Source organism: Streptomyces europaeiscabiei (genome assembly GCF_001550375.1).
Lineage (GTDB): Bacteria > Actinomycetota > Actinomycetes > Streptomycetales > Streptomycetaceae > Streptomyces > Streptomyces europaeiscabiei.
The window spans coordinates 53678-79429 of record NZ_LRTR01000877.1; the positions used below are offsets into that span (position 1 = coordinate 53678).

Annotated in this window: 15 protein-coding genes; 10 read left to right on the forward strand and 5 right to left on the reverse strand. The window is 68.6% G+C overall.

The window, feature by feature from the left end; all coding sequences use genetic code 11:
• Positions 1-3 precede the first annotated feature (3 nt).
• The 5 genes from kdpA (at position 4) to AWZ10_RS44820 (ending at position 7822) form a co-directional block, all read left to right on the forward strand.
• Positions 4-1668 carry a potassium-transporting ATPase subunit KdpA gene (kdpA, locus tag AWZ10_RS44800; protein ID WP_060894085.1) on the forward strand — a complete coding sequence of 555 codons (1665 nt, stop codon included), beginning with the start codon at positions 4-6 and terminating at the stop codon, positions 1666-1668.
• Positions 1665-3803, forward strand: a complete 2139-nt coding sequence (kdpB, locus tag AWZ10_RS44805) for a potassium-transporting ATPase subunit KdpB (protein ID WP_060894086.1) — start codon at positions 1665-1667, stop codon at positions 3801-3803. Before kdpA ends, kdpB begins: the two co-directional genes overlap by 4 nt.
• 5 nt (positions 3804-3808) lie before the next feature.
• Positions 3809-4420, forward strand: a complete 612-nt coding sequence (gene kdpC, locus AWZ10_RS44810; protein ID WP_060894101.1) for a potassium-transporting ATPase subunit KdpC — start codon at positions 3809-3811, stop codon at positions 4418-4420.
• 120 nt (positions 4421-4540) lie between these two features.
• Positions 4541-5224, forward strand: a complete 684-nt coding sequence (locus AWZ10_RS44815; protein WP_060894087.1) for a response regulator — start codon at positions 4541-4543, stop codon at positions 5222-5224.
• 48 nt (positions 5225-5272) lie between these two features.
• On the forward strand, positions 5273-7822 hold the full coding sequence (locus tag AWZ10_RS44820) for a sensor histidine kinase (RefSeq protein WP_060894088.1): 2550 nt from the start codon (positions 5273-5275) through the stop codon (positions 7820-7822).
• 550 nt (positions 7823-8372) lie between these two features.
• On the opposite strand, the gene AWZ10_RS44830 is transcribed toward AWZ10_RS44820, so the two are convergent.
• Complete coding sequence (locus AWZ10_RS44830; protein ID WP_060894090.1) at positions 8373-9254, reverse strand: alpha/beta fold hydrolase; 882 nt, start codon at positions 9252-9254, stop codon at positions 8373-8375.
• Positions 9255-9356: 102 nt separating this feature from the next.
• Positions 9357-10022, reverse strand: a complete 666-nt coding sequence (locus tag AWZ10_RS44835) for a class I SAM-dependent methyltransferase (protein WP_060894091.1) — start codon at positions 10020-10022, stop codon at positions 9357-9359.
• Between the two features lie 475 nt (positions 10023-10497).
• Here AWZ10_RS44835 and AWZ10_RS44840 point away from each other — a divergent pair, with 475 nt between their 5' ends.
• The 3 genes from AWZ10_RS44840 (at position 10498) to AWZ10_RS56205 (ending at position 12736) form a co-directional block, all read left to right on the forward strand.
• Positions 10498-11676, forward strand: a complete 1179-nt coding sequence (locus AWZ10_RS44840; protein WP_060894092.1) for an alpha/beta hydrolase — start codon at positions 10498-10500, stop codon at positions 11674-11676.
• Positions 11677-11700: 24 nt separating this feature from the next.
• Positions 11701-11847, forward strand: coding sequence for a hypothetical protein (locus AWZ10_RS52755; RefSeq protein ID WP_167366053.1), 147 nt, complete (start codon positions 11701-11703; stop codon positions 11845-11847).
• Positions 11848-12244: 397 nt separating this feature from the next.
• Entirely contained in the window at positions 12245-12736 is a 492-nt protein-coding gene (locus AWZ10_RS56205; RefSeq protein ID WP_244172778.1) for a transposase family protein, read from the forward strand.
• A gap of 163 nt (positions 12737-12899) precedes the next feature.
• On the opposite strand, the gene AWZ10_RS44850 is transcribed toward AWZ10_RS56205, so the two are convergent.
• Complete coding sequence (locus AWZ10_RS44850) at positions 12900-13445, reverse strand: GIY-YIG nuclease family protein (protein WP_060894093.1); 546 nt, start codon at positions 13443-13445, stop codon at positions 12900-12902.
• Between the two features lie 809 nt (positions 13446-14254).
• Between AWZ10_RS44850 and AWZ10_RS44855 the strand changes: the two genes are divergently transcribed.
• Both AWZ10_RS44855 and AWZ10_RS44860 read left to right on the forward strand, forming a co-directional pair.
• Positions 14255-17848 (forward strand): LamG-like jellyroll fold domain-containing protein, encoded by a 3594-nt coding sequence (locus AWZ10_RS44855; RefSeq protein WP_060894094.1) that lies wholly within the window; start codon positions 14255-14257, stop codon positions 17846-17848.
• A gap of 143 nt (positions 17849-17991) precedes the next feature.
• Positions 17992-24453: an RHS repeat domain-containing protein gene (locus AWZ10_RS44860; RefSeq protein ID WP_079104709.1), complete on the forward strand. Its 6462-nt coding sequence runs from the start codon at positions 17992-17994 to the stop codon at positions 24451-24453.
• On the opposite strand, the gene AWZ10_RS52080 is transcribed toward AWZ10_RS44860, so the two are convergent.
• Both AWZ10_RS52080 and AWZ10_RS53315 read right to left on the reverse strand, forming a co-directional pair.
• Complete coding sequence (locus tag AWZ10_RS52080) at positions 24443-24682, reverse strand: hypothetical protein (RefSeq protein ID WP_159058593.1); 240 nt, start codon at positions 24680-24682, stop codon at positions 24443-24445. The genes AWZ10_RS44860 and AWZ10_RS52080 overlap by 11 nt on opposite strands.
• A 767-nt stretch (positions 24683-25449) precedes the next feature.
• Positions 25450-25752: hypothetical protein (locus AWZ10_RS53315; protein WP_208618669.1), on the reverse strand; the 303-nt coding region annotated here is incomplete at its 5' end.

The window sequence follows — 25752 nt, forward strand, 5'->3', positions numbered from 1 at the left end:
CCCATGAGCCCAGTCCTTGCCGACGTGCTCCTGGTGACCGCGCTGATCGGCGCGCTCGCCCTGGTGCACCGCCCCCTCGGCGACTACATGGCCGCCGTCTACAGCTCCGAGAAGCACCTGCGCGTCGAGAAGTGGATCTACCGCTCGGTGGGTGCGAACCCGGACGCGGAAATGCGCTGGCCTGCCTATCTGCGCGGTGTACTGGCCTTCTCCGCGGTGGGCGTGATCTTCCTGTACGTGCTCCAGCGCGTCCAGGACAAGCTGCCGCTGTCGCTCGGCTTCAAGGCGATCACCCCGGACCAGGCGTTCAACACGGCCGTCTCGTTCGTGTCGAACACCAACTGGCAGTCGTACTCGGGTGAGACGGCGATGAGCCATGTCACCCAGACCGCCGGGCTTGCCGTGCAGAACTTCGTGTCGGCGGCCGTCGGCATCGCCGTCGCCGTGGCATTGGTACGCGGCTTCGCCCGCTCCCGCACCGGCGACCTCGGCAACTTCTGGACGGACCTGGTACGCGGCGTCGTCCGCATCCTGCTGCCGCTCTCCCTCGTCGCCGCCGTGCTCCTGATCGCTGCCGGCGCCATCCAGAACTTCGGCGACATCCACACCATCACCACCCTGACCGGCGATAAACAGGCCATCAGCCCCGGCGCGGTCGCCTCCCAGGAGGCCATCAAAGACGTGGGGACGAACGGAGGCGGCTTCTTCAACGCCAACTCCGCCCACCCCTTCGAGAACCCCAACGGCTTCACCAACCTGCTGGAGATCTTCCTCCTGCTGCTGATCCCGTTCTCCCTGCCGCGCACCTTCGGCAAGATGGTCGGCAACGTCAAGCAGGGCTACGCGATCGTCGCGGCCATGGGCATCATCTGGTTCCTGGGCGTGGTCGCGGTGACGTGGATCGAGTACGCCCACCCGGGCGCCGCCTCGCAGATCGCGGGCGGTTCGATGGAGGGCAAGGAGCAGCGCTTCGGCGAGGGCCCGTCGTCCCTCTTCGCGGTCTCGACCACCATGACATCAACCGGGTCGGTCAACTCCTTCCACGACTCCTTCCAAGGGCTGTCCGGCGGTGTGCTGCTGCTCGGCATGATGCTGGGCGAGCTCGCGCCCGGCGGTGTCGGCTCCGGCCTGTACGGCATGCTGATCATGGCGATCATCGCGGTGTTCATCGCCGGGCTGATGGTCGGCCGTACGCCCGAGTACCTGGGCAAGAAGATCGGCACCCGCGAGATCAAGCTGGCCGCCTGCTACATCCTCGTCACCCCGGCCCTGGTGCTGATCGGCACTGCGGTGGCCATGGCCCTGCCGGACGGAAAGGAAGCCATGACCAACATCGGCGCGCACGGCTTCTCCGAGGTCCTGTACGCCTACACCTCCGCCTCCAACAACAACGGCTCCGCCTTCGGGGGCTTCGGCGCCAACACGCCGTTCTTCAACACGACGCTGGGCCTGTGCATGGCCCTGGGCCGGTTCCTGCCGATGGTGTTCGTCCTCGCCCTGGCGGGCTCACTGGCCGAGCAGAAGCCCGTCCCGGAGACAGCGGGCACGCTCCGCACGGAGAAGCCGCTGTTCACCGGCCTGCTGGTGGGCGCCATCATGATCATCACCGGTCTGACGTTCTTCCCGGCCCTCGCACTGGGCCCGCTCGCCGAGGGGCTGGCGACATGACCACCGACACCGAGAAGCACGAGGACGCGATGTCCACAGCCACTCCCACCCAGGCCCCGCACCAGGACGTCCCGACCAGTCACCAGGAGGGCCGCGTCGGTGTCGGCCTCTTCGACCCGCAGCAGTTGGTGAAGTCGTTGCCGGACGCCTTCCGCAAGCTCGACCCGCGGGTGATGGTCAAGGCGCCCGTCATGTTCGTGGTGCTGGTCGGCTCGGTGGTCACCACCGTGCTGGCCGTCACGACCCCGGGCGACTGGTTTGGCTGGGTCATCACCGTGTGGCTGTGGCTGACCGTCGTCTTCGCCAACCTGGCGGAGGCGGTCGCCGAGGGCCGGGGCAAGGCGCAGGCCGACACCCTGCGCAAGGCCAAGACCGACACCGTCGCCCGCCGGCTCGTCAAGGACGGCACGGGTGAGGAGCAGGTACCCGGTACCGAATTGCGGATCGGTGACCTGGTCGTATGCGAGGCTGGCGACGTCATCCCCGGCGACGGGGACGTCGTCGAGGGCGTCGCGTCCGTGGACGAGTCGGCCATCACCGGTGAGTCCGCGCCGGTCATCCGGGAGTCCGGTGGTGACCGGTCCGCCGTCACCGGTGGGACCAAGGTGCTCTCCGACCGCATCGTCATCAAGATCACGACGAAGCCCGGCGAGACCTTCATCGACCGGATGATCAACCTGGTCGAAGGTGCGGCTCGGCAGAAGACGCCGAACGAGATCGCGCTCAACATCCTGCTCGCCTCGCTGACGATCGTGTTCCTCCTCGCGGTGGTGACACTGAAGCCCTTCGCGATCTACGCGGGCGCGGACAAGCAGACCTCGATGATCGTGCTCACCGCGCTGCTGGTCTGTCTGATCCCGACCACCATCGGCGCGCTGCTGTCGGCCATCGGGATCGCGGGCATGGACCGGCTGGTGCAGCGCAATGTGCTCGCCATGTCGGGCCGCGCGGTCGAGGCCGCCGGTGACGTCTCCACCCTTCTGCTGGACAAGACGGGCACGATCACCCTGGGCAACCGGCAGGCGTCGGAGTTCGTGCCGGTGCGCGGGACGACCGAGGCCGAGGTCGCGGACGCCGCCCAACTCTCCTCACTGGCCGACGAGACACCCGAAGGCCGCTCCATCGTTGTACTGGCGAAGCAGACGTACGGGCTGCGCGAACGGCACCAGGGCGAACTGGCCCAGGCCGAGTGGATCACCTTCACCGCGCAGACGCGCATGTCGGGGGTGGACGTCGACGGCCGCAAGGTCCGCAAGGGCGCGGCCGGCTCGGTCATCACCTGGGTGCTGGATCAGGGCGGCACGGTTGCCGAGGATGCCGACATCCTCGCCAACCGCATCTCCGAGGCGGGCGGCACCCCGCTGCTCGTCGCCGTCCAGGACGACCGGGGCGCCCGTGTACTCGGTGTCATCCACCTCAAGGACGTCGTCAAGGACGGCATGCGGGAGCGGTTCGACGAACTGCGCCGCATGGGCATCAAGACGATCATGATCACGGGTGACAACCCGCTGACCGCCAAGGCCATCGCCGAGGAGGCGGGCGTCGACGACTTCCTCGCCGAGGCCACCCCCGAGGACAAGATGGCCCTCATCAAGCGCGAACAGGCCGGCGGCAAACTCGTCGCGATGACCGGCGACGGCACCAACGACGCCCCGGCCCTCGCCCAGGCGGACGTCGGCGTCGCGATGAACACGGGCACGTCGGCCGCCAAGGAGGCCGGCAACATGGTCGACCTCGACTCCAACCCCACCAAGCTCATCGAGATCGTGGAGATCGGCAAGCAACTCCTCATCACCCGGGGCGCGCTGACGACCTTCTCCATCGCCAACGACGTCGCGAAGTACTTCGCGATCATCCCCGCGATGTTCGCCGTCGCCTACCCGTCGCTCGACAGGCTCAACATCATGGGCCTGGCGTCCCCGGAGTCGGCGATCCTGTCGGCCGTCATCTTCAACGCGCTGATCATCATCGCGCTCGTGCCGCTCGCCTTGCGAGGCGTGCGGTACCGGCCGATGAGCGCGGACAAGATGCTGCGCCGCAACCTCGGCATCTACGGGCTGGGCGGCCTGATCGTCCCGTTCGTCGGCATCAAGCTCATCGACCTGCTCATCTCGCTGATCCCCGGGATCGGATGAAGGACATGAAGAACTCCGTAGTGAACACCGGGCGCATGGCGTGGGCCGCGCTGCGCATGCTGCTCGTCCTCACCGTCGTCACCGGCGTCATCTACCCCCTTGTGGTCACCGGCATCGGGCAGGTGGCCTTCCACGACAAGGCCAACGGTTCGATGGCCGAGGTCGACGGCAGGGAAGTCGGCTCGACGCTGATCGGCCAGAGCTGGAACATCAAGGGCACCGACAAGCCGGACCCGAAGTGGTTCCAGGGCCGTCCGTCCAACAGCGGCTACGACCCGCTGGCCACCGGCTCCGGTCAGCTCGGCGCCGACGACCCGACCCTGGTCAAGGACGTCAAGGCGGCGAAGAAGCAGGTCGCCGTCTTCAACGGCGTCCCCGAGTCCGAGGTACCCAAGGACGCGGTCACCGGCTCGGCCTCCGCCATCGACCCGGACATCTCCCCGCAGTACGCGGACATCCAGGCCAAGCGGGTCGCCGAGGCGAACGGACTGTCTGTCGCCCAGGTGGAGAAGCTGGTCAAGGACCACACCGAGGGCCGTACGCTCGGCTTCCTCGACCAGCCGCGCGTCAACCTCCTCGAACTCAACATCGCGCTCAAGGAACTGGCCGAGAACTGATGGCCTTGGCAGGAAGTACCGCGGCCGAGAGCGGGTGGGCCGAGAGTCCTCGTCCCCCGACCCGCGGCGCGGATCTTCCCGCCCAACCCCGTCTACCGAAGACAGGAAGGCCCCACGCCGATGACCCGGGTGCTGGTGGTGGAGGACGATCCACAGCTCGTACGAGCCCTTGTGATCAACATGCAGGCCCGGCAGTACGGAGTGGACGCGGCGCCGGACGGCACCACGGCCCTCCGGCTCGCCGCAGCCCGTCAGCCCGATGTGGTGGTCCTCGACCTGGGGCTCCCCGACATGGACGGCGTCGAGGTGATCAAGGCGCTGCGTGGCTGGACGCGGACCCCCATCCTGGTCCTCTCCGCCCGACGCGCTTCCCAGGAGAAGGTGGCCGCGCTGGACGCGGGCGCCGACGACTACATCACCAAGCCGTTCAGCATGGACGAGCTGCTGGCCCGGCTGCGGGCTGCGGTCCGCCGCACCGAGGCCGTACCGCTGGCCCCCGGGACGAGCGTGGTGACGACCGACGGCTTCAGCGTCGACCTGCTGGCCAAGAAGGCCACCCGCGACGGCCGCGACATCCGCCTCACCCCTACGGAGTGGCACCTCCTGGAGATCCTGGTAACCAACCCCGGCCGCCTGGTCACACAGAAACAGCTGCTCCAGGAGGTCTGGGGTCCCGCCTACGGCAACAAGACCAACTACCTCCGGGTGTACATGGCCCAGCTCAGGCGCAAACTTGAAGCGGACCCCGCCCACCCCCGCTACCTGGTCACCGAGCCCGGCATGGGCTACCGCTTCGAGATCTGACCCGCCTGGCGATCCTTCCCCATCCCGCACGAGCGCAGAGACGAGACGATGGCACGCGGCAAGCTCCGGATATACCTCGGCGCGGCACCGGGCGTCGGCAAGACCTACGCCATGCTCTCCGAGGCGCACCGCCGCATCGAACGCGGCACCGACTGCGTGGTCGCCTTCGTCGAGCACCACCACCGTCCGCGCACCGAGGTGATGCTGCACGGGCTGGAGCAGATCCCCCGCAAGGAGCTGGAGTACCGGGACACGACGTTCACGGAGATGGACGTCGACGCGGTCCTGGCCCGGCGTCCGCAGGTGGCGCTGGTCGACGAACTCGCCCACACCAACATCCCCGGCTCCCGCAACACCAAGCGCTGGCAGGACGTCGAGGAACTGCTGGACGCGGGGATCGACGTCGTGTCGACGGTGAACATCCAGCACCTGGAGTCCCTGGGCGACGTCGTGGAGTCGATAACCGGCATACGCCAGCAGGAGACGGTCCCGGACGAGATCGTGCGCCGGGCCGACCAGATAGAGCTGGTCGACATGTCGCCCCAGGCGCTGCGCCGCCGCATGGCACACGGCAACATCTACAAGCCGGACAAGGTCGACGCCGCGCTGTCGAACTATTTCCGGCCCGGGAACCTGACCGCCCTGCGGGAACTGGCCCTGCTGTGGGTGGCCGACCGGGTCGACGAGTACCTCCAGCAGTACCGCAGCGAGCACCAGGTCTCCACGATCTGGGGCTCGCGCGAGCGCATCGTGGTCGGACTGACCGGCGGCCCCGAGGGGCGGACCCTGATCCGCCGGGCCGCCCGCCTCGCGGAGAAGGGCGCGGGCGGCGAGGTCATGGCTGTCTACATCGCCCGCAGCGACGGCCTCACCTCCGCCTCCCCGAAGGAGCTGGCCGTCCAGCGCACCCTGGTGGAGGACTTGGGCGGAACCTTCCACCACGTCGTCGGCGACGACATCCCCGCCGCACTGCTGGCCTTCGCACGCGGGGTGAACGCCACCCAGATCGTGCTCGGCGTCTCCCGGCGCAGGGGCTGGCAGTACGTCTTCGGGCCCGGCGTCGGCGCCACCGTCGCCCGGGAATCCGGCCCCGACCTCGACGTCCACCTGATCACCCACGACGAGGCGGGCAAGGGACGCGGGCTGCCCGTCGCCAGAGGCGCGCGGCTCGGCCGGACGCGGATCGTCTGGGGCTGGCTGGTCGGCATGGCCGGCCCGGTACTGCTCGCCCTGCTGCTGACCCACGTCGACGCCGATCTCGGCCTCGCCAACGACATGCTGCTGTTCCTGTCGCTGACGGTCGCCGCGGCCCTGCTCGGCGGACTGCTCCCGGCGCTGGCCTCGGCGACCGTGGGATCGGCGCTCCTCAACTGGTTCTTCACCCCGCCCGTCCACACCTGGACGATCGCCGACCCCAAGAACATCGTCGCCATCGCGGTCTTCTTCGCGGTGGCCACCTCGGTCGCCTCCGTGGTCGACCTCGCCGCCCGGCGCACGCAGCAAGCGGCCCGACTGCGCGCCGAGTCGGAGATCCTGTCCTTCCTCGCGGGCAGCGTGCTGCGCGGGGAGACGAGCCTGGAGGCCCTCCTGGAACGGGTCCGGGAGACCTTCGGCATGGAGTCGGTGGCCCTGCTGGAGCGCGCGAGCGACGTGGACCCGTGGACGTGCGCGGGCAGCGTGGGGCCCCGGCGGGTGGACCGTCCGGAGGCCGCGGACGTGGACATGCCGGTCGGCGACCACATGGCGCTCGCCCTCTCCGGGCGGGTCCTGCCCGCCGAGGACCGCCGGGTGCTGGCCGCGTTCGCCGCCCAGGCCGCCGTCGTACTGGACCGTCGGCGCCTGAAACAGGAGGCGGACCAGGCCAAGGAGCTGGCCGAGGGCAACCGCATCCGCACCGCGCTGCTCGCCGCCGTCAGCCACGACCTGCGCACCCCGCTCGCCGGCATCAAGGCGTCCGTCTCCTCCCTGCGCTCCGACGACGTGGAATGGTCCGAAGAGGACCAAGCCGAGTTGCTGGCCGCGATCGAGGAGGGCGCCGACCGCCTCGACCACCTCGTGGGCAACCTCCTCGACATGTCCCGCCTCCAGACCGGAACCCTCACCCCGCTCATCCGCGACATCGACCTCGACGAAGTCGTGCCCATGGCACTCGTCGGCATCCCCGACCCCGAGGCGGCCGTCGTCCTGGACATCCCCGAAACCCTGCCGATGGTCGCCGTCGACAAGGGCCTGTTGGAGCGTTCGGTCGCCAACGTCGTCGAGAACGCGGTCAAGTACAGCCCCGACGGTGAGCCGGTGACGGTGTCCGCCAGCGTCCTCGCCGACCGGGTGGAGGTCCGCGTCGTCGACCGCGGACCCGGCGTCCCCGACGAGGCCAAGGACCGCATCTTCGAGCCCTTCCAGCGTTACGGTGACGCACCGCGCGGGGCGGGCGTGGGACTGGGCCTCGCGGTGGCGCGCGGCTTCGCCGAGGCCATGGGCGGCACGCTCGATGCCGAGGACACACCTGGCGGTGGCCTCACCATGGTCCTCACCCTCCCGGCCGCGCCCGGCCATGCGTCGCCCACTGCGGACCTTCCGGCCACGGCGACGTCGTAGACCCGCAAAGCGGGACACATGGGCCGTGGACCGTGCGAAACCCGCTCCGCGCCGGATCGCCCTGGCCGCCGCCCTGCTCGCGCCGCCCGCGGTCGCTTCAGCCCTGGTCCCGGTCCGTGCGCACATGTCGCCCGCGAACCTGGCACTTGTCCTCGTCGTGGCGGTCGCCGCACTGGGCAGCCGGGCAGCCGGCGTGGTTCGCCCGCGGCGCAGCCGCAATGTGACACAGCTTCCTCACCCGTCCGTAGCGGTTCGCCCTCTCCGACGGCGACGACGTCACCGCCACGATCCTGTTGTTGGCCGTGAGCGTGGTTGTCTCCCAACTGGCCGCCCATGCAAGGAAGCTGAAGCTGGTCACCGTGACCGACGCGGCGCACCTCACGCGCATCCACGACACGGCGACCCTCGTCCAGCGCGGGGCGTCGCCCTATGGGGTGGCCGACCAGGTGGGCGCGGCATGGGCACGGCGGGACCGGCGCTCGACCACTGACGCGGCGCGGCCGATGCCTGGCCTGACTACGACTCGACCCGCCGTCGGCCCGCCCACGGTTCACGTGCCTTCGCCGGCGCACCTGGCGAGGACGCTCTCCACCAGCGCGACGATCTTGTCGGGCGCCTCGTCCAGCAGCAGGTGCCCGGAGTCGTCCAGGACGTGCAGCGTGGTGCCCAGATGCCGCTGGGCGGCTGGTGCCACGCGATGAGGCGGCAGGAAGACGTCATGGCGGCCGGTGGCCACCAGGCACGGCACCGACCGGCGTGCGGCCAGCAGCCGTGGTGGGAGTGGGGGAGGGGCGAGACTGCTGTGGCAGCAGCGGGCGACCAGGGCCATCCACTCCGCCAGCTCGTCCGGTACCCGTCCGCCGGGTGCCACCATCCGGCGCAGCACCCGGGCGGCCCGCGGCACTGACGGCCGAACCAGCCAGGGCACGGTGGCTGCCACCACGGCCGGCGGAACCAGCAGCCGCACCAGTCCGGCGCTGGACAGCAGCACCCGGCCGACGATGCGCGGGGAGTCGGCGGCGAGCACGATGGCGCCGCCCAGCGAGTGCCCGACGACCACGGCCGGTCCCGGCACCACCTGCTCCAACGTCTCGATGAGCCACCGCCCGTACCACAGGGACCGTCCTCGACGCGGGCGGACGTCCGCGCTGAGGCCCGGCTGCCCGGGTACGTCGAGCACCACGGTGGGCCAGTGGGCCGCCAGCGCCTCGGAGATGTGCCGGTAGGTGGAGCCGTTGGTGTTCGTGCCGGGCACCAGCACCAGGGTCGGCGCGGCGGGCGCAGGTTCAGGGCCCACGGTGATGACGCTGGTGACCCCGGCGGTCGTAGGGATCTCATGGCGCTGGTGCGGAAGGTGCCACTCATCGAGCTGTTCGAGACACCAGTTCCGCACCCGCTGCTGGCATTCCGCGCCGCGATAGAGGGAGGGCACGTCGGCAGGGTAGTCCCACTGTGGGGTTCGCGGCGGGGTGGGCGCCCGGTCCCAGGCGCTGACCTTGTCCCAGGCGGTGCCGCCTCGACTGGTACTCGGGGCTTATCGGGGCAGGTACTGGGTGACGCGCCACAGACGGCGGGGCAGATCGCCTTCCTCGAAGGCGTGGACAGCCTGGAGCGTCCAGCCGGCGGCGAGGGCGTCGACCAGGTCCCGAGGGAAGAAGTGCACGGCGAAGCCGGCATGTTCGTAGATGTCGTCGCCGTGGGCCGTTCCCTGACCGTAGTGAGTGTCGCCGGTGTGGCGGACGGTGTAGACGAACGTGCCGCCGGGCCTGAGGACGCGACGGACCTCGCCGACCACCGAGTGGATCTCCTCGGTGGACAAGGCCATGCACAGCAGCATGTGGGCGAAGACGGCGTCCGCGCAGGCGCTCGGCAAGGGCAGCGGTTCCCGTACGTCGTGAACCATTGTCGTGACACGGTCGCTGATGCCAAGGGCTTCGGCTGAGCCGCGCAGTTGCTGCAGCCCTGTGGCGCTGAAGTCGGTGGCCCGAACGGTGAAGCCCTCGCCGGCGAAGAACAGGGCGTCCCGTCCGTGGCCCGCACCCAACTCCAGCACGTCCTCCGCACCCGCCGTACGGAACGCCCCTGCGGCGTGGACGGCCGCAGACGAGGGGCGCTGGCCATACATGCCCGGGTGGGCGGTGTAAATGTGTTGCCAGTGTCGGCGCTGAGCGTCCGACAGCTCCTGTCCGTCGTTGACCATGCCTGTCCGTTCTCGTTGCGGTTCTGGCCAGTCATGGCCTCGTAGTCCAGCCTCACAGGCAGTACGGTCATCAGCGCCGTCGCCAGGTGGCACCGGCCACCGGAACACTCACCGCGCCGGCGTTCGGCTGTTGGCCGCCTTGAGCGACGGACAGCGCACTGAGCGGTGTGCATCGTGAAGTTGCAGGTCATGGGTTTGGTGTGTGCGGGGTGCATGGTGCTCGTGTTGCTCGTGGGCAGATGGCTTCGGTGAAGATCGTCGGTCGCCGGGAGACTTCGCGGTTCGTCAGGGCCAGCTGGGCCCTCACTAGAGCAGTCGCCCACTTCGGGTCGGTGCGGACCTTGCCGAGAACGCGTGTGTGCGCTGATGTTGAACCGGGTTCGTTGGATTTCCCGAACGAGTGACCTACGGCGGCGCGGTTGTGCGGAGAAGTCCCAGCAAATTTCCCCGAGTTGACGGTGGTACGTTCATATCCATGCCGATGGGATACGTGGCGACGACCGCGCTCTTCGCCTGGTGCACCTTCTTCGCCGTTGTCGCGCCACGTCGCCCCCGGCCTCTGGCAACCATGAGCTTCTGGTTCGGCCTGGGCCTCAACGAAATGCCGTTCGTGGGGATCTATGTCCTGGTGGTCTCCACGGCACTGGCCGCCGCCCAGGGCGATCTGGAGGCACCGGGCGCCAAGGCGACAACCGCGGTGGCCGCCGTCGTCACCGTCGGCCTTGCTGTCTCCGCCTGGCGGGGCGTGCGCACGGATCAGGTGGTCTGGCGGGCTCTTGAGCAAGGCCTCGGAACCGGCTGGCGGGATCGTGTGCACGTACCGCTGCGCCGCCACCGACCCTGGGCCCGCATCCTGCTGCTGCCGGGCCTGATGCGGCAGCGTGACGTGCAGCGGATCCCCGACATTCGCTACGGGGACGCCGGCCGCCGGAATCTCCTCGACATCTACCGTCGCCGGGACACACCGCAGAACGCGCCGGTCCTGATCTACTTCCACGGTGGCGGGTACACCAGCGGAGCGAAGAACCGCGAGGCACGGCCCCTGCTCTACCGGCTCGCCGGCCAGGGGTGGGTGTGCATCAGCGCCAACTACCGGCTGCGGCCCCAGACCACTTTCCCCGGCCACCAGATCGACGCCAAGAAGGTCATCGCCTGGGTCCGTGAGCACGCCCCCGAGTACGGTGCCGATCCGTCGAGGCTGTTCGTGGCGGGCAGCTCCGCCGGCTCCAACCTGGCAGCCCTGTGCGCGCTCACGCCGAACGACCCGGTGTTCCAGCCCGGATTCGAGTTGGCCGACACCTCGGTCACCGCGGCGATCTGCCTCTATGGCTACTACGGCCACTTCTTCGGCGAGGAGCCCGACGCAACGCCGTCCCCGAACCAACCGTATGCGTACCTCAACTCCGGTGCGCCACCGTTCCTCATCGCCCACGGCACCAAGGACGCGCTGGCGACCGTCAAGGGCGCCCGGAACTTCGTCGACCGGCTGCGCCGTGTCTCGGACAGCACCGTGGTCTACGCCGAACTGCCCGGCGGACAGCACTCGTTCGACCTGTTCCACTCCCCGCGCTTCGAGGCCGTCGTGGACGGTGTCGAAGCCTTCGCCGCCTGGGTCCTGGCTGCTCCGCAGCGCACTCCCGACTCCGCCCGTTAGGTCGTACGGGACGCAGACGACCCGGTGCAGGTCAGGACGGTCGGTGGGCAGCTGGGCCTGGACGCCTCGGCGCGCGGCAAGCTGGAGCCGCTGCGGGCGAAGATGACCAAGCTCGCCGACCGAGGCCGGCTACACACGCGGGGCGGCGGACGATTCACCGCGCGGTTGTGATCGCGCGGAGGCCGGGCGTAACTGACGTGCCCCTGAAGGCAGTTGAGTTTGGTGTGAAGGAAGCCAACAGCCGTCGAGGGCCCTGATGGCCTTGTCTGCACCGCCCGCCTGCTGCTCTCGAGCGCCACCCTGAGTTGGCTCGCCGGCCTGATCCGCGGCCATCTGAAGAAGATCGGCTCCATGTGGCGGGCCCTGCCCGCGGGGAAGATCGCGGGCATCGTGCCGGCGGTATTGCGCTGTGACCAGCGGCCGGGCGATCTGGCCGGCGGCAACGGGGTACATCGCACCACCGTCGCCCGGTGGGTGCGGGAGGTCATCGGTCTGCTGGCCGCCCGCACCCCGTGCGCCTGGAGGGGTCCTGAAGAAGATCGCTCGAAAGGGCGGCGGAGTGGTGCTGATGGACGGCTCTTTGACACACACCCGGCGGCGCACCGGAACCGAGAACCGGAAGGACTACTCCGGCAAGAGCGAATGCCATGGCCTGCTCGTGATCGCGCGCACCGACGAGAGAGGCCGACTGCTCTGGGTCTCGGCAACCAGGCCCGGACGGACCTCGGGGATCACCGCTTACCGTCACGACCAGCTCACGCAGAAGTTGCAGGCGGCCGGGCTCGGCGCGATCGCCGACCTGGGGTTCGTCGGACTCGGCGACACCGGTCCCGACGCCGACCCGGCAGTGATCACCGGCTACAAGGCCGCCCGGAACCGACCCCTGACCCGCGGTCAGAACCTGGCCGACCGAGCCCTTGCCGCAGTCCGGGCACCGGTCGAGTACGGCTTCGCCCACCTGAAGAACTGGCGAGTCCTCGGCAAGGTTCGCACCGCCCGAAGTGGGCGACCGCCCTGGTCAGCCCTGCTGGTCCTGACGAACCGAGGAGTCTCCCGGTGACGGATGATCTTCACTGAATTCACCCGCCCACGACCAGCACGAGCATCCCGAGCCCTTGCACACCAGCCCCGTGACCAGCAACTTCACGATGCGCAGTGCGCACTGAAGCTCGCACGGGAGGGACGACGCGGAGGGCGTGTGGCTCGTTCACCGAAAACCGGGCCTAACTTTCTGGTCGGGGGCCGGCGCTGGCGTAGTAGAAGGACCGTGCCTGTTTGACGCTGTCCCGGGTGGTGCCGTGCTCGGCTCCGTCGACGTTCAGTGGTGGGCGCAGCCGGGAAATCAGCTCCTTCTCCAGCGGGACCGGATCTACATGCTCGCTCCAGGTGAGGGCGAGGTGCTGGTGCGTCCACCGGGTGAGGCGTTGCTCATCGCCGGGGACCAGGACGACTCGGTCGGTCCAGGTGGTGCGGTAGTCCTCGGTGGGCATGAGGAGGCCGGCCAGGGTCCGGCGCAAGGTGGAACGTCCGGAGTCCCTCAGGTGGTTGGAGACGACACGGGACCGCAGTCGGCCGGCCTTGCCCAGGTAGAGCAGTCGCCGTGAGGCGTCGCCCGCGTTGACCGGTCCGGTGAAGGAGGCCAGAACCTCCGGCGGTGCCCACCAGGCGTACAGGCCCGCGGTCGTGGGCAGGGTGACCGCGCTGCTGAGGGTGTGAGGTGCGGAGAGCAGGTTGGCTGTGGCCTGTTGAACGGTTGAGTCGTCGAGCATGGGCGCACCCTAAGCGCGAGGCAGTGGATCTGTCACCGACTCAGTACCGGGGGCCCAGGCATCGCACGCGACCCCACAGGGCACTCAGAAGGATCGTCGCTAGTCCTGTGATCAGCTGTGGACGCGGCGTCCCTTCGGTGCGGTCGGCGGGCCGAGTGGGTCACGCAGATCGATAGGCGCTGGCAGTTCAGCGCTTCATCGAGCTCGGCATGTACGCCCCAGAAGGCCGCCAGGTGTCGGAGAGGCCGACTGCCATCTGGGCGTGCCGCTCGGGGACGGTCCGTTCTCCCTTCGAGGGAACTTCGGCGTGCACCAGTGTGGTGGGGCCGTTGCGCGGCTTGCAGACACCCGAGTTCGTGGCCGAGGAAGTCGACGTCGCCGAAGAGCAGGGTGGTTCAGGGTCTTGCCGACTACTTGCGTGTCACATCCTCAACGGTGAAGTCGGCGCCGCTCGCCACCGTGACGTCGCGGTTGCGCAAGAAGAGCCGTCGCATATCGCGTAGCAGATAGCCGCGCCGGAGATGCGGCTTGTGCCGTCCTTGCAGGGCGCAGCTCTCGTGGCAGTGCTGTCCGATCGCAGGCATGGTGCACCGCAACCTCTTGAGTCACATTTGCATCACGCAGCGTTTTCGTTTCATGCACATGGCAAAACTTGCATCAAGTAATCGTCATGACTCGGTCGTGAGTACGGGGGCTGGACAGTGAGTTGGAGACGGGGGCGCCGCGTCGTCGGCGTGCACGGAAGACGGACGCGGACCCTTGGGTCCGCTGTGACCGCTGTGGCGGTCCTGGCAGCTCTATCTGCAGGGATGCCGGTCTCGCCAGCGGTGGCGGACGAAGCCGAGCACCCGCTGTCGGAGGGGCAGAAGGCGCTGGCCGAGGCCCAGGAGTCCGGGAAGCGGGTCGAGGTCGTAGAGGAGCGTTCGGCGCGTACGACGGTTTTCGCCAACCCGGACGGTTTCACCTTCACGTTGGAGGAGTCCGCGGTTCCCGTGCGGGTGCCTGCGGCCGACGGGGGCTGGCAGGCGCCGGACGCCACCTTGGAGGTCCGCGCGGACGGAACGGTGGTGCCCAAGGCCGCGGCTGTGGGGATGGAGTTCTCGGGCGGCGGGGCGAAGGAACCGCTGGTGAAGATCTCCGACACGGGGCGCTCGCTTCGGATCGGCTGGCCGGGCAAGCTTCCCGAGCCGGAGTTGGAGGGGACCAGCGCGGTGTACCCGGAAGTGCTTCCTGGGGTCGACCTCATGATCACGGCGTCCGTGGAGGGATTCCGTCATGTGCTGGTGGTCAAGTCTCCCGAGGCCGCGGCCCAGGAGGAACTGAAGCAGATCGACTACGCGTTGAAGGCGACGGGACTGAGCCTGCGCAAGGGCAAGGCGGGCAATCTCACCGCGATCGACGACGACGGTAACCGGGTCTTCCGAGCCCCGCCCGCCCAGATGTGGGACTCCGCTGGCTCGGCATCCGGCGCTCAGACCATGTCCCTGGCGGGGGCATCGGCGGTTGCCGCGGAGGACGAGGGTTCGGACCCCGCCGAGGCGGGTGTGGCTTCCGCGGAGGGTGCGGAACCCGCTGCGGGGGACACCGTCATCACCATGGACGTGAAGGTCTCCGGCGACGCGCTGACGGTGATCCCGGACGCGCAGATGCTGGCCAAGACGGAGGCGTCAGCGTTTCCGCTGCACATCGACCCGACGGTCACCTGGGGTGAGTCCGAGCGGACCCTGTTGCGCAGCGACGGCTACGAGTCGTACGGCTGGGGCAACGGCGACGACGGCTTGGGCAAGGGTGCGGGCAAGTGCGGTACGTGGAGCGGTTATTACTGCGGGCCGGGCTATGTGCAGCGGCTGTACTTCGAGTTCTCGCCGGCGAGCCTGAAGGGCAAGCAGGTTCTGGACGCCACGTTCCGGTTGACCGAGCCGTGGGCGTTCCAGTGCGATCCGCGCTGGGTGGACCTGGTGCGCACGAACAACATCTCCTCTTCCACGACTTGGTCCTCGCGGCCCAAGGCGCTGGATCTGATGGGGGACCGGAATGTGTCGGCGGGCCGGGGCTCGCTGTGCGATCCGGACTCCCCGGACGCGCCGATCGAGTTCAATGACAACCCGGAGGAGACGAACGAGAACCTGACGCCGACCGCGCGGAGCTTCGCGGCGGGCAAGTTCTCCCGGCTCACGCTGGAGATCCGCGCGCACGACGAGTCGGACACCAGCGCCTGGAAGCGGTTCAAGAACGATGCCGTGCTGGCCGTGCAGTTCGTCGGTGTTCCGGCGCCGCCGACCGGCCCTGGCCTGGTGACCGGCGCGGGGACCGTGTGCGAGACGGACGCGTCCGACCCCGCGATCGTCTCAGACCCGACCCCGACGCTGACAGGCGTCGTGCAGACCAAGGCCGGCGGCGAGGGCGGGGCGAGCCTGCGTGCGCACTTCTACGTCCAGAAGAAGGGAAGCGACGGCAGCTGGAGTCTGATCACCGAGCCGGTGCGGCCCAGCAGTGGCTACGTCGGCGACGGGGTCAAGGTGTCGGTGAGTTCGCCAGTCACCCTGTCCGACGGCTCGTACTACCGCATGGCGGTGTTCAGTCGCTCGTATTACAACAGTGGTAGCAGCTACCTGCAGTCGTCCAGCACGGTGACGACCAAAGGCTGGTGCTACTTCAAGGTCGACCCGACGGCACCCAAGGCCCCGAAGATCACCGTCGGCAGCCCTTACTCCGCCTGTACCGACACGGCCTGCCCGGCGGGAGGCGGCCCAGGCCAGAAGGCCACCTTCACCTTCGCCCCGGCCACCGGCGACTCGAACGTCGCCTACCAGTACAAGCTGTCCACCGCTGCCGCCTGGTCGACGGCGATCAACGGATCAACCGTGTCGAAGGACATCACGCCCGACCGCTCCGGCACGTACAGCGTGTACGTGCGGGCGAAGGACTCAGTGGGCCGCTGGGGCGCACAGAACGTGGTGGACTTCCTCGTCGCCGCCGGAGAAGGCCCGGTCGGCCGCTGGCACTTCGACGAGACCGACGGCACCGCGAAGGACTCCGCGACCGGTGACGGCAGCGACGACGCGACGCCGGCCGGGGAGGCGGCCCGTGACGACCGTGGCCGGCGTGGGCTGGTCACGCACGACGCCGAGGGACAGCCGCTGGAGAACGCGGTCACGGACAAGGGCCTGGTACTCAACGGCACCAGCGGCTACGCGAGCACTGGCGGGCAGGTCCTGGAGACCCGCTCCTCGTACACGGTCGCGGCATGGGTGCGGGTCGACCCACAGGCGAACCGCACCCTGACCGTGCTCAGCCAGAGCCCCACGAACAGCCCGTGGACGCAGAAGTACAGCCCCTTCTACCTGTCCTACGGCGCCGGAGGCGACAACACCTGGAGCATGCGGGTGCTGTCCACCGAGCCCGCGTACCACGAGATCAGGTCCAAGCAGCCCTCGCCTCGCGGGGTGTGGACCCACGTGGCCGGCGTCCACGACGCCACCAGCAAGACGATCACCCTCTACGTCAACGGTGTCCTGCAGGGCAGCACCGACGCCGGCCCCGCATGGGACGCGGACGGCCCGTTGCAGATCGGCCGCGTACTGCACGCGGATGTCCACAAGGACTTCATGCACGGCTCGATCGACGAACCCGTGGTGTGGCAGCGGGCGTTGACCCCGAAGGAAGTCCACGACGAGGCTCGGCTGCTCATCTCGGACAACTACGCCGGAGCCGAACTCGTCGCGGACTTCTCCGCAGCCCGGGGCAGCGGCACCACCCTCGCCGACACCACCTCCGGTTACGGCAAGGCGCTCACCCTGACGGGCGGCGCCTCGAACGACGGCGACAACATCGTCCTGGACGGCGTCGACGACGCGGCCGCGGTCAGCGGACCACTCGTGGACGACAGCGCCTCGTTCACCGCCACCACCCTGGTCGAACTCGACGCGGAGAAACTCGCGGCCAAGAGTGTCGGCTATATCGGGCAGGTGATCGGCCAGCGCACCACAGACGGCTCGGCCTGGGGCCTTTGGTACGAGATGACCGGCAAGGACACCGTTCTGGACGAGGAGACGCTGGAGGAGAGGACTGTGCCGGTCGGTATCTGGCACTTCGGCCGGCTCAACACCGACGGCACCTTCTCCTCCGTCGTCTCCGACGAGGTCGCCGCAGTGGACAGCCCCGTCCGGCTGACCGGCATCCATGACTCCGTGGACGGGACGATCAGCCTTTACCTCGGCTACGGCCAGAACGGCGATGCCACCGTGTACACGGCCAAGATCGGCAGCGGTGACTTCGCCGTCGGCAAGGGGTACGCCGGTGGGTCGTGGCAGCACTACCTGCCCGCCCGCGTCGCCGAAGTCCGCGTGTGGGCAGGCGCGATGGCAAGCCCGGAGCAAGTCGAAGTCCGCGTGGGTGACTGATCCACGCGGACTGGTCTCCGCGGAAGGAGTGGTGCGGCGCTGCTACTGCGGCGGCGCCGCACCAACGCCCAACACACCACCTGTCACCTGGCACGTCACTTGTCGGCTTTCACGGCTCGGAACAACGGGGTGGGAACACAACCATGGCTTTTGGCATAGACACATCAGAAAGAGCGCGGGGTGGAGGCAGACGACGCGTCGGCGCGGTCGTCGCGACCCTGGCCCTCTCGCTCGTCGTCCCGACCGGGCTGACCCCGGTCGCGCAGGCCGCCGACAAAGGACTCGGCCGGCCCGACGTCCCCGATCAGCGGGTGAGCAAGGTCAAGGAGATCGACGGGCCCGGTGCCAAGAAGGCCCGCGCGAAGGTCGCCAAGGAGAAGAAGGCCGACGCCGAACGGGCCCGGAAGGCCCGCGCCGAGCAGCAAGCAGCCTGGCCCACGCAGGGAGACGCGGTCGTCGAACTGGACGCGGACAAGCACGCTCAGGCGAAGCCGGGCGGGCTCCCCGTCACCATCGCCCCGGCCGCAGGCAAGGGCGCGGCCAAGGACGGCACCACCACCAGCATCACCGTTCTCGGCCAGAAGGCGGCGAAGCGTGCCGGGATCACCGGCGTCCTGCTCACCGCCGAGGCGGACCGTGCGGGCCGGGCCGACATCGCTGTCGACTACAGCGGCTTCTCCTCGGCGATCGGCGGCGACTGGTCCTCCCGACTGCGCCTGGTGCGCCTGCCCGCCTGCGCGCTGACGACACCCGAGAAGTCCGAGTGCCGCACCATCACCCCGGTCAAGTCCCGCAACGACCCCGCCGGCCAAACCGTCACCGCGACCGTTCCGCTGGACACATCGAGCGAGGGCCTGTCGACCCAGCTGTCCTCGGCGGCGTCCGCGCAGACGGCCGTCCTCGCGGTGACCGCGACAGACCCCGGCTCCGGCGAGTCCCCCTCGGGTACCGGTGACTACTCGGCCACGGAACTGTCGGAGTCGTCCTCCTGGGAGGCGGGCGACAACTCCGGCTCGTTCCACTGGAACTACGACGTCAACGTGCCGTCCGCGGCCGCCGGTCCGACACCGGAGCTGTCCCTGTCGTACGACTCGGCCAGTGTCGACGGCCGTACCGCCACCACCAACAACCAGGGCAGCGCGGTCGGTGAGGGCTTCAGCCTGACCGAGTCCTACATCGAACGCTCGTACGGCTCGTGCGAAGACGACGGCCACGAGGACGTCTTCGACAGCTGCTGGAAGTACGACAACGCCCAACTGGTCCTGAACGGCAAGGCGACCCGCCTGGTCAAGGTCTCCGGCACCTGGGACAGCACCTGGCGTCTGGAGAACGACGACGCCTCGACCGTAACCCGCTCCACCGACGCCGACAACGGCGACAACAACGGCGAGCACTGGACGGTCATCACCGGTGACGGCACCAAGTACGTCTTCGGCCTGAACAAGCTCGCCGGCGCCGGCGACCAGCGCACCAACTCCACCTGGACCGTGCCCGTCTTCGGCGACGACTCCGGCGAACCCGGCTACGCCGACGGCGACGCCTTCGGCGGCCGCGCGGTCACCCAGGCATGGCGGTGGAACCTGGACTACGTCGAGGACCCCCACGGAAACGCCTCGACGTACTGGTACGCCAAGGAGACCAACCACTACAAGAAGAACAAGGCCACCACGGCGAACGCCTCCTATACCCGCGGCGGTTACCTGAAGGAGATCAAGTACGGCCTGCGCAAGGGCGCTCTGTTCACCGACGACGCCGACGCCAAGGTCACCTTCACCCACGCCGAGCGCTGCACCGTCTCCGACTGCTCGGAGCTGACCAAGGACAGGGCGAAGAACTGGCCCGACGTCCCCTTCGACGCGATCTGCACCGACGGCGACGACGACTGTCTGGGCACCGGCCCGTCGTTCTTCTCCCGCAAGCGCCTGACCGGCATCGACACCTTCTCGTGGAACGCCACCAGCAGCGCCTACGACCCGGTGGACTCCTGGGACTTCACCCAGGAGTACCTGGACGGCGGGGACATCGGTGACACCTCCGACCATGTCCTCACCCTGAAGTCGATCAAGCGGACCGGTAAGGCCGGCGGCACGAACATCGCCCTCAACCCGGTCTCGTTCACCTACCAGTGGCGGGAGAACCGGGTCGACGGCACCGACGACATCCTGCCCCTGACCCGGCCCCGTATCTCCACGGTCACCTCGGAGACCGGGTCGATCACCACGGTGACCCTGTCCTCGCCGGAGTGCGTGCGCAGTGAAGTGCTGGGCGCGGCCGAGGACACCAACACCCGTTCCTGCTATCCGGTCTACTGGAACATCAACGGTGCCTCCGAGGCGTCGGTCGACTGGTTCCACAAGTACCGGGTCGAGGCCGTCGTCGTGACCGACCCGGCGGGCCACAACGACGCCGTCGAGTACGCCTACGCCTACAGCGGCGCCGCCTGGCACCACAGCGACAGCCCCTTCGTCCCGCAGGCCGAGCGCACCTGGTCCGAGTGGCGCGGCTACCGCCAGGTGACCGTGCACACGGGCGCCACGAGCACCACGCGCTCCAAGACTGTCTCGCTCTACATGCAGGGCATGCACGGCGACAAGAAGAAGGACGGCACCACCCGCTCGGTCACGCTCGCACCGCTGTCCGCACCGTCCATCGGGGTCGAGAGCATCACCGACAGCGACCAGTACGCGGGCATGCGGCGCCAGCACATCACCTACGACGGCTCCACACCGATCACCGTCGAAGTCAACGACCCCTGGTCGAAGGAGACCGCACGCCAAAACGCGCCCGACGCCCCGGACCACGTCGCCCGCTACGTCCGTACGGACAAGACCACCACCTACGCGTACCTGACCGCCGCGAAGACCTGGCGGGCCCGCGCGATCGCCACCACCTACGACGACCACGGCATGCCGGTGACCGTCGACGACTCCGGAGAGGTCGGTAAGGGCGGCGACCAGACCTGCACCCGCACCTGGTACGCCCGCAATGCCGACGTCGGTATCAACGACCTCGTCTCGCGCAAGCGCACAGTCGGCCAGTCGTGCGCGGTCGCCGACGCGAGCCTGAGCCTGCCGGCGGACTCCAAGACCCGCGGTGACGTCCTGTCCGACACCGCCACCGTCTACGACAACCCCTCCGCCACCGCGTGGACGGCGACCCAGACCCCTACCAAGGGCGCGGCCACTTGGACCGGTCGGGCCACCGGCTACAGCGCCACCCCGGCTTCGGACGGACTGCGGGCAGCCTCCGGCTGGCAGCGGGTCGCGGCCACCACGTACGACACGCTCGGGCGTCCCGTCGATGTCACCGACACCGACGGTGAGACCACCAACACCGCTTACACCCCCGCCGCAGCGGGCCCGCTCACCAAGACGATCGTCACCAACCCCATGGGTCACAAGATCACCAGCTTCCTGGACCCCCGGCACGGCCAGGCCCTGCGCGTGTACGACGCGAACCTGAAGAAGACCGAGTCCACCTACGACGCCCTGGGCCGGGTTACCGCGGTCTGGGCACCCAACCGCAACAAGGCTGCCGGCTACAGCGCGAACACCACCTTCGCGTATCGGATCAGCAGCACCGAACCCTCCTGGGTGTCCACCTCGACCCTGAAGAAGGACGGCGAGTCGTACAACACGAGTTACGAGCTGTACGACTCGATGATGCGCCCGCTGCAGACCCAGACCCCGAGCCCGCTCGGCGGCCGGGTGCTCACCGACACCCGCTACGACACCCGGGGCCTGGCCTACGAGACGTACGAGGACATCTTCGACAGCACCGCCACACCGAACGGCACCTACACGCGAGAGGAGTACGGCGAGGCACCCCGCCAGACCGAGACGGTGTACGACGGAGCGGAGCGGGCCACCGTCAGCACTCTCTACTCGTACGGGGTGAAGAAGTGGTCGACGACCACGACCCACACCGGTGACTCCACCGCCACCACCGCCCTCCAGGGCGGCTCGGCCACCCGTACCCTCGTCGACGCACGCGACCGGACCGTCGAGACCCGGCAGTACGCGGGCACCAGCCCGGCCGACCCCGAGTTCGGCGGCGGCTCGGGGACGGCCTCGTACACCTCCACCAGGTTCCAGCTCACCCTGGACGACAAGCAGTCCCAGGGCACGGGCCCCGACGGCACCAAGTGGACGTACGTCTACGACCTGTTCGGCCGCAAGACCAGCGCCGACGACCCGGACAAGGGCCTGACCGAGCTGGCGTACGACAGCCTCGACCGGCTCACCAAGACCACCGACTCCTTCGGCCGTACCGTCCTCTCGGGCTATGACACGATCGGCCGCGTCACCGGCACCTGGACCGGCTCGAAGACCGACGCGAACCAACTGACCGCCCTGACCTACGACTCCCTGCTCAAGGGCCTGCCGGACGCGAGCACCCGCTACGTCGGCGGCAAGACGGGTAAGGCGTACACCAGGACCGTCACCGAGTACGACAGCCTGTCCCGGCCCACCGTGACCGAGCTGGCCCTGCCGACCTCCGACGCGCTCGTCGAGGCGGGCGCGCCGGCCACCCTCGCGTTCGAGAACCACTACAACATCGACGGCACGCTGCAGAGCGCCAAGGAGCCCGCGCTCGGTGGCCTGCCCTCGGAGATCGTTGACTACGGCTACACCGGCCTCGGACAAGTCACCTCGATCGGCGGCAGCACCGGCTACCTCCTCGACGTCGACTACTCCGCCCTGGGCCAGGCCCAGCAGCTCGTCCTCGGCACAGCCAACACCGAGGAACACAAGAAGGCGTACGTCGCCAACACCTGGGAGGAGGGCACGGGGCGGCTCCTGGGCAGCCATGTCACGGACCAGACCCACCCCTACAAGCTGCAGGCCCTCGGCTACACCTACGACCACGCCGGCAACATCACTTCCATCGCCGACACCAGCACCCTGGGCGGCACCGCGTCGGCCGAGACCCAGTGCTTCGCCTACGACGGCCACCGGCGCCTTACCGAAGCATGGACACCCGCCTCGCAGAAGTGCTCCGACACCCGCAGCGCGAACAGCCTGGGTGGCCGCGTCCCGTACTGGACCGGCTACACCTACAACGACGCCGGCCAACGCAACACAGAGACCGAACACACCAGCACCGGCGACACCACCACGACCTACTGCTACGAGAAGACGGACCAGCCCCACGCCCTGACCGGAACCAGCACCGAGGCCGACTGCGCCGATCCCGACCGCTCCTACGAGTTCGACAGCACCGGCAACACCACCAGCCGACCCGACGGCACCACCACCCAGGACCTCGACTGGTCCGACGAGGGCAGGCTGGCCGCCCTCACTGAGGGCGGCAAAACGACCAGTTACCTCTACGGCGCCGACGGCACCCTGTTGATCCGCGCCACCGAGGGCGGAGAACGCGTGCTGTACCTGGGCTCCACCGAACTGCACCTGCGGGCCAACGGCAGCACCTGGGCCCAGCGCCACTACGGATCGGGCAGCCTGACCGTCGCCGTCCGCTCCAACGAGAGCGGCAGCAACGAGCTGAGCTACCTCGTCACCGACCAGCACGGCACCGCGACCCTCGCCATCGACGCCACGGACCAGGCATACTCCCGGCGCTACACGACCCCGTTCGGCGCGCCGAGGGGCACCACCACCGGAGCGGCCTGGCCCGACGACAAGGGCTTCCTCGGCAAGACCACCGACACCGCTACAGGGCTCACACACGTCGACGCCCGTCAGTACGACCCGGGGCTCGGCCAGTTCATCAGCGTCGACCCGCTCCTGCAGACCGGCGTGGGACAGACCCTGAACGGCTACAGCTACGCCGTCCAGAACCCGGCGACCATCGCCGACCCCTCCGGCCTCGGCGTCCCCGAGTGCCACACGGGGGAGATCAAGAACTGCCGCAACGGCGTCCCGGTGAGCAGCGGTAAGAAGAGCACCAGCAGCAGTGGTGAGGGTCCGGTCCGCGCCTGCCGCTGCGGAGGGCGTCCCACCCTGGTCAAGGGAATGAAGCCCACCGGCCTCGGAGGCATCCCCGGCCGACGCAACATCACCCTGCCCTCGACGCCGCCTCCCACGGGCTGGCTGAAGACCACGCCTCCGCCCAACCCCGGCCCCAAGCCCAAGGCCGAGGCCAACCAGAACTGGTTCCAACGAGCGACCGACTCCTTCGCCTCCACACCCGGCGGCTTCAAGGAGAAACTCATGGGGGCGGCATTCGGCGCCATGGGAATGGACAACTCCCGAGGCGCGTGTGCCACTTTGGGCGGAGGATTCTTCGTCAGCGCGGAGGGCTCCGCCTGCATCGTGATGACGAAGAAGCCGGACGGGTCCGTGGACTTCGGATGGACGCGCTCCATCGGCGTCGGCGGCGCCGGGTTCGGATTCAGCGGTGACATCTCCATGCTCCGCAGCAACGCGGACGACATCGGCCAATTCGCCGGATACGGCCGCGACATCGGAGCCTCCGTCTTCAGCGGCGTCGGCGGTACGATCAACCACGAGCACGCCATCGGCACGTACAACTCGCAGGGGGAGCAGGTACGCACACTTGAGATGGGCATCGGCGTCGGTCTTGAGTACGAGGGGTATGCCGGTGTGAACCAGACGTGGAGCGGCACATGGTTCACCCGGTGAGGTTCAGGAAGGTGTGGAAATGTTCAGTTTGATCGTCGGTATCCTCCTGATCGTCTTCGGTGTTTGTCTCATCGGGGACTTCGGAAGGATCGCGACTCGTCTCTACACCTTCTTCGCCGATTTCATGAACCCCGGACGTGCCACCGCCAAAACTTTCCGGGTAGTCGGAGTATTCGCGGTTCTGTTGGGAGTCGGCTGGGTCGGCACCTCCTTCCCTCTCGGATAGCACGTCGGATGACGGGCGAGGCGTGCCGCAACAGCATGCGGCACGCCTCGCCCGTTGTCTGCAAAAGGAGCTGCGACTGCGGCCCCACCGCCCGGCGTGATGTCTGCGGCGCTGCAGTATCAGTGCCTCCACTCGCTACGCACAGCCGGAGAGAAAGTGCCAGAAAATGCAGTAACTTTAGTGGCCCCTGAGGGTGGTGCCGGATTCTCCTATCTGGTAGGGAAGGGGATGCTCGGAATCCTCGGGTTCTTCCTCGCCTTCAACATTCGCGACGCCGCCTATCAGATCTACGAACTCCTCACGAGTCGCGGGCCATTCGCTCCTGGTCCTGGGTTCAGTCCGATCGTCATCAGGATCGTCGGCGCTTTCATAGGCGCCGTTTCGACCTGGTCGTGTGTACAGGGCCTGACTTCCTAGCCAGAGTTCGCGACACGACCATTATTGTTTCGCCAGCTCATAGGGAAACTGACGGTCATCCGGTCGGCCCGGCCCTCTGGTGCGCGCGGTGCTCATGAACCATGACCGATACCTGTACGTCTTTTGAGGACGCCGCGCGGCGGATCGCCGGACTGCGGACGCTCGCCGCTTCGTCACACGCTCACTCATCCACCTGGCGACGCAAGCCAGGCCGGCGCTCTTCCGCGCCACCACTCGCAGTCGGCACACGTCAGCTTGATGCCGTGCTGCCGCACCACTCGCTCTGGTTCGTGTCCCCTCCAGCAGCACACCTGGAACGCCTCCGGCAGCCCGGACAGACCGAACCGGTGCTCTCACCGGTCCCCGTCGGCCGCCGGTGACAGCCAGGCGTCCGCGCTGCGGGCGAGGAGGAGGACACGCGTGCGACCGGAGCGGAGCAGCCGGTTCTTGAAGAGCCAGGTCAAGTGCTGGAAGCGCCAACAGTCGGTGTAGTCCACTAGGAGCAGCAGACCGGGTCTGCCGGTGAGTGACATGTCTTCGCTTCCGGGCTCCGGCACCTCGGCGTCGGGCCCGTGGAAGGCAGCGCCACGCGCCATCCGGCCTTGGCCGTCTCGCGCGCGAACCGCGCGGCCAGCCGGCTCTTGCCCTGGCCGCCG

What these genes read in the sequence shown, in the direction of transcription:
- kdpA (WP_060894085.1), top strand. Translation starts at nt 4, where the DNA reads ATGAGCCCAGTCCTTGCCGACGTGCTCCTGGTGACCGCGCTGATCGGC.
- kdpB (WP_060894086.1), top strand. Translation starts at nt 1,665, where the DNA reads ATGACCACCGACACCGAGAAGCACGAGGACGCGATGTCCACAGCCACT.
- kdpC (WP_060894101.1), top strand. Translation starts at nt 3,809, where the DNA reads ATGAAGAACTCCGTAGTGAACACCGGGCGCATGGCGTGGGCCGCGCTG.
- AWZ10_RS44815 (WP_060894087.1), top strand. Translation starts at nt 4,541, where the DNA reads ATGACCCGGGTGCTGGTGGTGGAGGACGATCCACAGCTCGTACGAGCC.
- AWZ10_RS44820 (WP_060894088.1), top strand. Translation starts at nt 5,273, where the DNA reads ATGGCACGCGGCAAGCTCCGGATATACCTCGGCGCGGCACCGGGCGTC.
- AWZ10_RS44835 (WP_060894091.1), bottom strand. Translation starts at nt 10,022, where the DNA reads ATGGTCAACGACGGACAGGAGCTGTCGGACGCTCAGCGCCGACACTGG.
- AWZ10_RS44840 (WP_060894092.1), top strand. Translation starts at nt 10,498, where the DNA reads ATGCCGATGGGATACGTGGCGACGACCGCGCTCTTCGCCTGGTGCACC.
- AWZ10_RS56205 (WP_244172778.1), top strand. Translation starts at nt 12,245, where the DNA reads ATGGACGGCTCTTTGACACACACCCGGCGGCGCACCGGAACCGAGAAC.
- AWZ10_RS44850 (WP_060894093.1), bottom strand. Translation starts at nt 13,445, where the DNA reads ATGCTCGACGACTCAACCGTTCAACAGGCCACAGCCAACCTGCTCTCC.
- AWZ10_RS44855 (WP_060894094.1), top strand. Translation starts at nt 14,255, where the DNA reads ATGCCGGTCTCGCCAGCGGTGGCGGACGAAGCCGAGCACCCGCTGTCG.
- AWZ10_RS44860 (WP_079104709.1), top strand. Translation starts at nt 17,992, where the DNA reads ATGGCTTTTGGCATAGACACATCAGAAAGAGCGCGGGGTGGAGGCAGA.